9 protein-coding genes are annotated in these 10,367 nt (G+C 62.1%); 2 read left to right on the forward strand and 7 right to left on the reverse strand.

All coding sequences use genetic code 11. From position 1 onward, the window contains the following. Positions 1-55: 55 nt before the first annotated feature. Positions 56-1,510, forward strand: a complete 1,455-nt coding sequence (locus tag C8K66_RS19725) for a mannose-1-phosphate guanylyltransferase/mannose-6-phosphate isomerase (protein ID WP_108525723.1) — start codon at positions 56-58, stop codon at positions 1,508-1,510. A gap of 3 nt (positions 1,511-1,513) precedes the next feature. On the opposite strand, the gene C8K66_RS19730 is transcribed toward C8K66_RS19725, so the two are convergent. The 5 genes from C8K66_RS19730 to C8K66_RS19750 form a co-directional block, all read right to left on the reverse strand. Further along, on the reverse strand, positions 1,514-2,098 hold the full coding sequence (locus tag C8K66_RS19730) for a DUF4174 domain-containing protein (protein ID WP_108525725.1): 585 nt from the start codon (positions 2,096-2,098) through the stop codon (positions 1,514-1,516). 130 nt (positions 2,099-2,228) lie between these two features. Further along, entirely contained in the window at positions 2,229-3,464 is a 1,236-nt protein-coding gene (locus C8K66_RS19735) for an NAD(P)/FAD-dependent oxidoreductase (protein ID WP_108525727.1), read from the reverse strand. Next, positions 3,461-4,084, reverse strand: a complete 624-nt coding sequence (locus C8K66_RS19740) for a glutathione S-transferase family protein (RefSeq protein WP_108525729.1) — start codon at positions 4,082-4,084, stop codon at positions 3,461-3,463. Before C8K66_RS19740 ends, C8K66_RS19735 begins: the two co-directional genes overlap by 4 nt. A gap of 79 nt (positions 4,085-4,163) precedes the next feature. After that, positions 4,164-6,521 carry a DNA polymerase II gene (locus C8K66_RS19745; protein WP_079443259.1) on the reverse strand — a complete coding sequence of 786 codons (2,358 nt, stop codon included), beginning with the start codon at positions 6,519-6,521 and terminating at the stop codon, positions 4,164-4,166. A 91-nt stretch (positions 6,522-6,612) separates the two neighbouring features. Further along, on the reverse strand, positions 6,613-7,086 hold the full coding sequence (locus C8K66_RS19750) for an SRPBCC family protein (RefSeq protein WP_046384125.1): 474 nt from the start codon (positions 7,084-7,086) through the stop codon (positions 6,613-6,615). A 99-nt stretch (positions 7,087-7,185) separates the two neighbouring features. Between C8K66_RS19750 and C8K66_RS19755 the strand changes: the two genes are divergently transcribed. Further along, complete coding sequence (locus C8K66_RS19755) at positions 7,186-7,587, forward strand: GFA family protein (protein WP_057004856.1); 402 nt, start codon at positions 7,186-7,188, stop codon at positions 7,585-7,587. 1 nt (position 7,588) lies between these two features. Here C8K66_RS19755 and mrdA read toward each other — a convergent pair whose 3' ends face one another. Together mrdA and C8K66_RS19765 are read right to left on the reverse strand one after the other, a co-directional pair. Then, positions 7,589-9,481: a penicillin-binding protein 2 gene (gene mrdA, locus C8K66_RS19760; RefSeq protein WP_079443257.1), complete on the reverse strand. Its 1,893-nt coding sequence runs from the start codon at positions 9,479-9,481 to the stop codon at positions 7,589-7,591. A 229-nt stretch (positions 9,482-9,710) separates the two neighbouring features. Then, positions 9,711-10,088, reverse strand: coding sequence for a cupin domain-containing protein (locus C8K66_RS19765; protein WP_046384128.1), 378 nt, complete (start codon positions 10,086-10,088; stop codon positions 9,711-9,713). Positions 10,089-10,367 lie beyond the last annotated feature (279 nt).

Genomic DNA, 10,367 nt, shown 5'->3' on the forward strand with positions numbered 1-10,367 from the left:
GACGAAGCTCGATTCCGAAGCGCGGGCTGCCCTTTCCTCCCCAAGAAGTTTATTGATGAATACCCACGACGGATTAATTCCCTGCATCATTTCCGGCGGTTCGGGTACCCGACTGTGGCCAGTCTCCCGGCAGAACATGCCCAAGCCGTTCATGCGTATGCGCGATGGCCAGAGCCTGCTGCAGAAAACCTTCCTGCGCGCCAGCCGCCTGCCCGGGGTGGAAAACGTGCTGACGGTCACCAACCGTGACCTGCTGTTTCGCACGCTGGATGACTACCGCCTGGTGAACACAGCCCGCCTGCCCCTGGACTTGTTGCTGGAGCCCTTCGGCCGCAACACGGCAGCGGCGATGGCGGTGGCGGCGCTGCATGTGCTGGAGCACTTCGGCGACGACGCACCGTTGCTGGTGATGCCCGCCGACCACTTGATCCTCAATGAAAGCGCGTTCGCCGCGGCCGTGAGCCAGGCCCGCGAGCTGGCCGCAGCCGGCTACCTGGTGACCTTCGGTATTGAGCCTGATCGCCCGGAAACCGGCTTCGGCTACATCGAACAAGGCGCCGCGTTGAGTGCGGGAAACCGGGTCAAACGCTTTGTCGAAAAACCCGACCTGGCCACCGCGCAAGGCTACCTCGACGGCGGCCAGCACCTGTGGAACGCCGGCATATTCTGCTTCAAGGCCAGTACCCTGGTGAACGAGCTGACCACCCACGCCCCGCTGGTGCTGGCGGCCGCCAAGGCCGCGCTGGCGCACAGCCAGAGCCTGCAGAATACGACCTCACGCCAGCGCGAACTGGATGCCGATGGCTTCGGCGGCGCGCCGGACCTGTCCATCGACGTGGCGCTGATGGAGAAGTCCACGCAGGTGGCCGTGGTGCCCTGCGATATCGGCTGGAGCGATATCGGCTCCTGGGAAACCCTGCGCCAGCTCACCCCCAGCGATGCCCAGGGCAATCAGGTCAATGGCGAAGCGATTCTGCATGACGTCCACAACTGCTACATCGACTCGCCCAGGCGGGTATTGGGCGTGGTGGGCGTGCGCGACCTGATCATCGTCGACACCGCCGACGCCCTGCTGATCGCCGATGCCCACCGCAGCCAGGATGTGCGCCACATCGTGGCCGAGCTCAAGCGCCAGAACCATCCGGCGTACAACCTGCACCGCACGGTGACGCGGCCATGGGGCACCTACACGGTGCTGGAGGAAAGTGCGCGCTTCAAGATCAAGCGCATTGTGGTCAAGCCGCTGGCGTCACTGTCGTTGCAGATGCATCACCACCGCAGCGAACACTGGGTGGTGGTCAGCGGTACCGCGCAGATCACCAATGGCGAGCGGGAATTGTTGATCAACGCCAACGAGTCCACCTACATTCCGGCCGGGCACAAACACCGCCTGACCAACCCCGGCAGCATCGAGCTGGTGATGATCGAGGTGCAGAGCGGCGAGTACCTGGGCGAAGACGACATTGTGCGCTTCGACGATATCTATGGGCGCGCGCCCGCCGAAGGATAAGCCTCAGTCATCCAATGGCTGAGGGGCCGGTTTGCTGCCGGGTTTCGCCGGTTTGGCGGGCTTGGTGTTCTTGCCTGGCGCGGGGGCGACAGGTTCGGGTTCCGCAACGGCAGCCGCTTCTTTCTCGGCCATCGGCATCTGGTCGATGGCGCTGAAAAACTCGCTTAAGTTGAGGGTATCCGGCGGCACGGTCTTCTCGACTTTCTTCTCGCCGTCCTTGCCGACCAGGATCACTTTGGTGCCGCTGCCGGCGCCTAATTTGAGGGCGCGGATCAGCGCGTTGGTTTCAGGTGGGGCAAGCTTCTTGTTGTCCTTGGGGTCCTTGGCGAACTTCTCCCCTTCGGCACCGATGCTGCCGAACTTCACGGTGTACAACACCATGCCGCGCTCTTCAAAGGACTGCTTGGTGGCAGGCTCGTCCAGCTGTTTCTTGAGCTTGGCCAATGTGTCATTGCCGGAATCAAGCTCCACCACCACCAGCGGCCGGGCCTTGCCCAAATCCTGCTTGAGCGGGTTGATATCATCAGCAGCCAACAACGGCCCCGTAAAAGCCATCAAGGTAGCCAGGGTCAGCGACCGGATGAGCATGCGTACCTCCTTTGAATTCCATGCAGGGTTCTTGAGTTTCATGTCTGCGACAGCCAAATTCAAGGATGATTCCTACACCGCCTTGAGAAAGCGTAGGTCAGGACGCCGGCTACGCAAGGGGTGACGAGTGCTAGCAGTCATTGTTTCCTTTGATTGCGCAGGCCCAGGCCGCAAGTTTTTCGCAGGCTTGCAGTGCGATCTGCTCGTCAAGCTTGCCTCGATAGTGCCGGTCCACCGCATCACCGGCGATCAACCCGGCAATCAGCGGCGCACCCACGGCATCGGTCAAATCCAGCCACTCCCCCCAATTGGCAGGGCGATCGTACCAACGCAGATATCCATCGCGGGAAACCGGCCACCAGCGCTGGTCGAATTGCAGCACGACCTTTTCCAGGCGGCCCATGGTGAAAAACGCCAGGGCCTCTCGGTAAGCCGTCGGCAAGCCTGGCGTAAAGTGCAGGTGTTTGAGTACCGGTATCGGCACCGTACAGATGCAGGCATCTGCATTGAGGGCATCGACCCACACGCCGTGCTCGTCCCAGGCGACGTGCTGCACGGGGTGATTGAGGTGGATATTCAGGCCGCTGGCGGCGTCTTCCAGTAATTGCCGATAGCCTTGAGGCAGAAACTGGTCGCCGTGGCCAACGCCCTCCTCGTCGAGCGTATGCGTCGACAACTGGTCCAGGGGCAACCCGGCTTCGAGGATCAGGTTAGCGTCGATGGCATAGCGGGCAGCGCGGCGTTCGGGGGCATTGAGGGTCGCAAGGTATTGATCGATGCCCTGCGCCAAGGGTTGATGACGATCAATGGCCTGTTTCAAGCGTTCATACGCGCCATTGATGTCCGGTACGGGGCCGTCCCACGCGGCAGCCAATGGTTGCGAGAAATCGGTAGGCCGTCGCTCCAGGCCCAACTGCTCGGCACGTCGGGCCAGCGGGTTGAGGGCATAGTGCTGCAACCAGGCGGCCCCCGCATCCACCGTATGGTCACCCAGGGCCACACTGTTCACGCGCCCGCCGATGCGGTTGCGCGCCTCGAGTACGCGCACCTCCAAACCCTGCGCCTGCAACGCACGTGCGGCACTCAGGCCGGCAAACCCGGCACCGATAACGATGACCTTGCGGGCGCGGGTGCCGGCCACCGCATCCGCCGCGCGGATGCCACTGTCCCAAGCGCTGTGGGTCATGGCGCAATGATCGTGGTTGAAGGCTTCCCCAGCGAGGAACAGACGATTATCAATCGGCGTCGAGAGCAGGCGCCGCAGGCTGACATCGCCTCCCGGCAACATTGCGCTGTAGGCACCTTGGCTATAGGGGTCGTCGCACCAGCGCGTGACGTGCCAGGCGATAGGACGCGGCACTGTCATTGCTGCGGCCAATGCCGAGCGAACACCGGCGCTACGAGCGGGTCGGCGTCCACCCGGGCCAGGGTCTGGGCGAACGCCGGCCGCGAGGCTTGCAACGCCTCTCGCGCCGCATCCCAGCGCGACACCGCCGCCGCCATGATGCCCAGGGCATTCGGCTGTTGGTCGGGGGCGAACAATTGGTCGGCAAACTGATCGGCGAACACCCTCCAGGCCTGGTGCAGGTAGTGGCGCGTGCCGCTGATCAATTGCGCTTGCGCCGCCTCATCGGCGTTGCCCAGCCAGCGTTGCGGGTAGTCGATGATGCCTATCGCCGAGTAGCAATTGGCGGCGATATACACCAGGCCGCGGAGGATCTGGCCGCGGTTGCCGGCAAGTAGGTTGGCGGCCGGGAATTCCAGGCCCAGGTGGATCAGGATCGCCGCGCTTTCCGTCAGCACCTGGCCGTCCGGCGTGACCAACGTGGGGATCTGTTTGAGCGGGTTGATCCGTGCGAGCGCTGCACTGCCTTCGCCGTCCTGCCAGGAGCTGGCGTCCACCCGATGCCACGGCACCGCGCAACGCGGCAGGGCAATTTCAATCATGCATGAGCCGGAGTCGTCGGTGCCGTAGAGCGTGTACATGGGGGTTCCTCCTGAATGTCATGTAGCAGTTGCCGAGCACGCCAACAGCGTAGACGCTTAGCCACGCGAGGCAAGTACTTCAGAACAGGCCCATTTGCCCGCCGACCAGGGTGCCGAAGTCGTCATTCACAAACGGCAGAATCGCATCGGCCACCGGCTGCAATTGCCGCGTGACGTAGTGGTCGTAGTCAATCGGGGCCTGGCGCACTTCCAGCGGCTCCGGGCCGTTGACGGTGATCACGTAGCTGATCCAACCGCCGCGCTGGTACTGACGCGGGCGGTTCATGCGGTCGTTGTAGTCGTCGGCCAGGCGCGCGGCGCGCACGTGGGGCGGGACGTTGCGCTCGTAGTCGTCCAACCGGCGGCGCAGGCGCTTGCGGTAGATCAGCAACTCGTCGAATTCGCCGCTCAAGGTGCGCCGCACGTAGTCGCGCACGTAATCCTGATGGGGCTGGCGGTGGAAGATGCGCTGGTAGAGTTCCTGCTGGAATTGCCGGGCCAGGGGCGACCAGTCGCTGCGCACGGTTTCCAGGCCCTTGTAGACCATCTCTTCGCTGCCATCGCCGCGCACCACCAACCCGGCGTACCGCTTCTTGCTGCCCTCCTCGGCGCCGCGAATGGTCGGCATGAGGAAGCGCGTGAAGTGGGTTTCGTATTGCAACTCCAGCGCGCTGTGCAGGCCGAATGCGTTGTGCAAATGCGCGCGCCACCAATCGTTGACGTGCTGCACCAGCGCCTGGCCGATGCGGCTGGCGTCCTCCTGGGAATGCGCGCTACCGAGCCAGACGAAGGTCGAATCGGTGTCGCCGTAGATCACTTCATACCCCTGGGCTTCGACCAGTTCGCGGGTCTGGCGCATGATCTGATGGCCGCGCAGGGTGATCGAGGACGCCAGGCGCGTATCGAAGAAGCGGCAACCGCTGGAGCCGAGCACGCCGTAGAAGGCGTTCATGATGATTTTCAGCGCTTGGGACAACGGTGCATTGTGTTCGCGCTTGGCCTCTTCGCGGCCTTCGGAGATGCGCGCGACGATCGCGGGCAGGCAGTGCCGGGTGCGGGAAAACCGTGCGCCGCGAAAGCCTTCCACCGACGCACTGTCATCGGGGTGCTTGAGGCCTTCGACCAGGCCTACGGGGTCGATCAGGAAGCTGCGGATGATCGACGGGTAGAGGCTTTTGTAGTCCAGCACCAACACCGATTCGTAGAGGCCGGGGCGTGAATCCATGACAAACCCGCCGGGGCTGGCCTGGGGCGGCTTGTCGCCCAGGTTCGGCGCGACGAAGCCCTGGCGGTGCATCAGCGGCATGTACAAGTGGGTGAATGCGGCCACGGAGCCACCGTTGCGGTCGGCTGGCAAGCCAGTGACGCTGGCGCGTTCGAGCAGGAACTTGAGCAGCTCGGTCTTGGCGAAAATCCGCGTGACCAGTTCGCAGTCCTTGAGGTTGTAACGCGCCAGGGCCGGCTTGTCCTCGGCGAACATGCGGTTGATCTCGTCCATGCGCTGGTACGGCGTGGAGATGTCCTTGCCTTCGCCGAGCAGGGTTTGCGCGACGTTTTCCAGGCTGAAGGATTCAAAACTCCAGGTGGCCGAGCGCAGCGCTTCGATACCGTCGATGATCAACCGCCCCGCCGCGGCCGCGAAGTAATGATTGCGGCTGCCGTGTTCGCGCCAGGTCATGGGCTCTTCGCCGCGGCCGAGCAGGAGCGGCACGTTGAGGCGCTGGGCATGTTCGTGGAGCACGCGCAGGTCGAACTGCACCACATTCCAGCCGATGATCGCATCGGGGTCATGGGTGGCCAGCCACTGGTTGAGGCGTTCGAGCAATTGGCCGCGGGTGTCGCAGTAGTCGAGCTTGAAGTCCACCGCGTCGCTCTTGTTCGGCGGGCCGAGCATATACACCTGGCGCTCGCCGCAGCCTTCGAGGGCGATGGAATACAGATCGCCCTGAGCGGTGGTCTCGATGTCCAGGGACACCAGTTTGAGCGGCGGACGATAGTCGGGGGCGGGTTTCATCTGCGCTTCGAGCAGCGCGCCGCTGGCGTCGGGCGTGCCGTCGAACCACACGGGGGCGGTGATGAAACGCTCCATCATGTAGCGCTCGGGCGGGCGCACGTCACCTTCGTAGACATCGACACCGGCGGCGCGCAGGCGCTTTTCCAGGTCCATCAGTTGCCGATGCTGGCGGGTGTAGAGGCCTAATACCTTGCGGTGATGGAAATCGCACAGCTCCAGCGGGCGCAATTCGATATCGCGCTCGTCTTTGAGCAGCCAATCCAGCGGCTTGCGATGGGCTTCGGGGATGAATATCACCGAGCTTTGCACAGGGAGGCGAATAAGCCGCGGCCCCTGGTCGGTGGCCAGCCAGAAGCTGACCTGCGTCCCCGCCGGGGTGTCGCGCCAATGCCGGGTCAGGACAAAACCCTGCTGTAAATCCACCGTGCCGCACCTCAGGAATCACGTTCAGGGCGTGATTCTACCCGGCATCCGGCCAAACGCGGCACGTTAACGCACACAGAGCGCAATCGCCTCAGGCGATGCCTTGGTGGAAGTGGCTCAGGTAGCCTTCGATATTGCGCATTTGCTCGTCCCAGCCGCGGGAATTCATTTTGAAGGCTTTCAGGCGGCGGGCTTCGGGCACTGCGTCGAAGCCGGATTCAACGACCCGCAGCAGAATGCCCGGGGCGCGGTCTTCAACGGTGAACTCCACCAGCGTCGGTGTTTCCTTGTCGTAGTCGAAGCCCTTTTCGACGGCGAAGGGGTGCCACGAGAAAGAAAACCGCGTCTGCGGCAGGATGCGTTCGATCTTGGCTTTCCAGATCACGTGTTCGTAACCTGGGTAAGTGATCGGCGCTTCGATCGTTTCCCCGGCGACAAAGGTCTTGCCCTTGAGGGCGATGCCAAACCAGCGGCCGAATTGCTCGGCATCGGTGAGTGCCTCCCACACTTTTTTGCGTGGAGCGTTCAGTAGGACTTTCCGTTCTATACGATCTGATACGTGCATACGTCACCTCCTCCATTGACAGTAGGCGACATCGACTAATGCGCAACCTTGGGTTCTGCGCGATGATGATGCCCCCGTTGTTGTCCAGGCCCTTAGGTTATGACTGACCCGTTGAATGGAAGTTGCTTCTGTAAAGCCGTGCGCTACCAGGTGGACAGCCTGGACATGCCCATCAGCCACTGCCACTGCGACAGCTGTCGCAAGGTGCATGCGGCAGCGTTTGTGAGCACCGCCGGCGTAATGCGTGAGCACTTTCGCTGGACCCAGGGCGAAGAACTGTTGGCGGCCTTCGAATCCTCGCCAGGCAAATTCAGGCGCTTCTGCTCGCGCTGTGGCTCACACCTGATGGCCGAGCGCGGGCATCAGCCCCATGTGATTGTGCGGGTGGCGACGCTGGACGATGATCCGGGCATCAGGCCCACCGCGCACATCTGGACGGCCCACGATGTGCCGTGGCTGGCGCATGAGGGCGTGCAGCAGTGGGACGAATGGCAGCTGTGAGTCAGACGTGGGGGTCGCCGGGGGCTTTGCTCGGCGTCGCATATTGCGGCTTCAAGTGGCCTTCGTGGTCGAGCAGCCAGGCGTCCATGATCTGGCGCACCACCGGGCCTGCGACGCGGCCACCGGCCTCGCCGTTTTCGATCATCACCGAAATCACGATCTGGGGGTGCTCCGCTGGCGCAAACCCGACAAACAGCGCGTTGTCACGGTGGCGTTCCTGGGTTTTGTCGCGGTTGTAGCGCTCGCCCTGTTTGATCGCCACCACCTGCGCGGTACCACTCTTGCCGGCGATGCGGTATTGCGCGCCTTGCGCGGCCGCCCGGGCGATCCCGCGCGGGTCGTGCATCACCAGTTGCATCCCGTGGTTGACCTGCTCCCAGTCACGCGGGTTCTTGAGGACCACGTTGGGCATCGGGTGCTCGTCCACCGGCGCCACGCCGTTGATGGTCTTGGCCAGGTGCGGCCGATTCCACACGCCTTTGTTGGCAATCAACGCAGTGGCCTGGGCCAGTTGCAGCGGCGTGACTTGCATATAACCCTGGCCGATGCCGAGGATCACCGTTTCGCCCGGGAACCAGGGCTGACGCCGGGTCGCGCGCTTCCAGGCCTGGGACGGCATCAGGCCGGCCGACTCTTCGAACATGTCCAGGGAGACTTTCTGGCCGAGGCCGAACTCGGCCAGGTAGTCGTGCAGACGGTCGATGCCGAGCTTGTGGGCCAGGTCGTAAAAATAGGTGTCGTTGGAGCGCATGATGGCGGCGTCCATATCCACCCAACCGTCGCCGCTGTGGTTCCAGTTGCGGTATTTGTGGTCAAAGTCAGGCAATTGGTAGTAACCGGGGTCGAACACGCGGGTCTGGGCCGTCACTACCCCGCTGTCGAGACCCGCGATGGCCACTTCCGGCTTGATCGTCGAACCCGGCGCATAGAGACCGCGCAGGACGCGGTTGAACAGCGGCCGGTCGATGGAATCATGCAGGGCGGCGTATTCCTTGAAGCTGATGCCCGTGACGAACAGGTTGGGGTCGAAGCTGGGTTTGCTGACCATCGCCAGTACTTCGCCAGTTTGCGGGTCGAGGGCTACCACGGAGCCACGACGATCGCCCAGCGCTTCTTCCGCCGCTTCCTGGAGTTTGACATCGAGGCTCAGCACGATGTTTTTGCCGGGGATCGGATCGGTATGCTTGAGCACACGCAGTACGCGCCCCTGCGCATTGGTCTCGACTTCTTCATAACCGACATGGCCATGCAGTTCTGACTCGTAGAAGCGCTCGATGCCGGTCTTGCCGATGGACTGCGTGCCGCGGTACTCCACCGAGTCGAGGGCCTTGGATTCTTTTTCGTTGATGCGGCCAACGTAACCGATGGAGTGAGCGAAATGCGCGCCCAGGGGGTAGTGGCGGACGAATTGCGGTTCGACGTCTACACCGGGCAGGCGGAATTCGTTGACGGCAAGTTCGGCGATCTGTTCTTCGGTCAGCTCATAAAACAACGTAACCGGAACAAAAGGATGCCGCGCCTGCTTCAGCGCCTTGTCGAATACGGCACGGTCTTCTGCCGGCAGGTGCAGCAGGCTGACGATCGCGTCCAGTTCGCCCTTGAGGTCGGTGGTGCGCTCGCGGGTGATGGTCAGGTTGTAGCTTGGACGGTTGTCGGCCAGCACGACGCCATTGCGGTCATAGATCAAGCCGCGAGTCGGTGTGATGGGCAGTACGTGGACACGGTTGTTTTCAGAAATCGTCGAGTGATACTCGAATTGCACGACCTGCAGGAAATACAGGCGGCCCACCAGGGCGCAGGTGATGCCGATCACCAACAAGGCGCAGGCGAGCAGGCGCTTGTTGACCAGGCGGTTTTCGTTTTCGTGGTCTTTGATCGGGATTGGTTGAGGCATTTCTACAGCATCTCGTTGAAAAAGGTCGACGCCGCGTCCTGCGGATAAAAGCTCAATCCTTGTGAAAATGTGCTGCACCATAACAAAAATGCAGAAACACTTTGCATCGATTTCCCCAACGGTACCTGGGAAGAGCCGTGTGGTGCCGTTGAGTCAGACGGCACCGAGCATCAGGGGATGAGGCTACTGTTACCAGATGGCAACGGTGGCCTCGAACAGCAGGGGGATTTCAGATCCACAGGTCGTTCATGGCGGTGCGGTCTCCTCCTTCATGGCCGGTGTTCAAGATGCCGCGTGGTTCGATCATCATCAATTTGGCTTCGCCTTCGGCGGCCGTCCGATGCTCTATTCCGCGTGGAACGACATACAGCTCACCCGGTGCCACATACACGGGACCGTCCGGAAGGTCGATGCGCAGTGTCCCTTCAAGCACGAAAAACGCCTCGTCGGTTTCTGGATGTGAGTGCCAGATGAACTCGCCTTCGATGCGTACAACCTTGAACTGGTAGTCGTTCATCTCGGCGACGACTCTCGGGCTCCACTGTTCACTGATGAGCGAAGCCTTTTGCGCGAGATTGACAGGTTGTGCTGGGTGCTGCTGAGTCATGACAGATCCTCTGGTAGGTGAGAGTTGTCAGACTATCGAAGGAAGGGTCGAGCGCTCTTGTACGATCTTGCAGCTTGAGGAGAGCGATACAAAAGCCTTTAGTAGACACTGCCAAGGAAGCACTGAAGACCACCGCAATGAGGCGCCCTTTCCGACCGCCCAAAACAAAACCCCTGTCTGCGCTAGCAAACAGGGGTTCTGGAATTTAATCTTGACGATGACCTACTCTCACATGGGGAAACCCCACACTACCATCGGCGATGCATCGTTTCACTGCTG

It is taken from the genome of Pseudomonas sp. GV105, from assembly GCF_003058185.1.
GTDB classification, from domain to species: Bacteria; Pseudomonadota; Gammaproteobacteria; order Pseudomonadales; family Pseudomonadaceae; genus Aquipseudomonas; species Aquipseudomonas veronii.

Coding starts and splice junctions, on each gene's coding strand:
- C8K66_RS19725 (WP_108525723.1), top strand. CDS start 56: ATGAATACCCACGACGGATTAATTCCCTGCATCATTTCCGGCGGTTCG.
- C8K66_RS19730 (WP_108525725.1), bottom strand. CDS start 2,098: ATGCTCATCCGGTCGCTGACCCTGGCTACCTTGATGGCTTTTACGGGG.
- C8K66_RS19735 (WP_108525727.1), bottom strand. CDS start 3,464: ATGACAGTGCCGCGTCCTATCGCCTGGCACGTCACGCGCTGGTGCGAC.
- C8K66_RS19740 (WP_108525729.1), bottom strand. CDS start 4,084: ATGTACACGCTCTACGGCACCGACGACTCCGGCTCATGCATGATTGAA.
- C8K66_RS19750 (WP_046384125.1), bottom strand. CDS start 7,086: ATGCACGTATCAGATCGTATAGAACGGAAAGTCCTACTGAACGCTCCA.
- C8K66_RS19755 (WP_057004856.1), top strand. CDS start 7,186: ATGACTGACCCGTTGAATGGAAGTTGCTTCTGTAAAGCCGTGCGCTAC.
- mrdA (WP_079443257.1), bottom strand. CDS start 9,481: ATGCCTCAACCAATCCCGATCAAAGACCACGAAAACGAAAACCGCCTG.
- C8K66_RS19765 (WP_046384128.1), bottom strand. CDS start 10,088: ATGACTCAGCAGCACCCAGCACAACCTGTCAATCTCGCGCAAAAGGCT.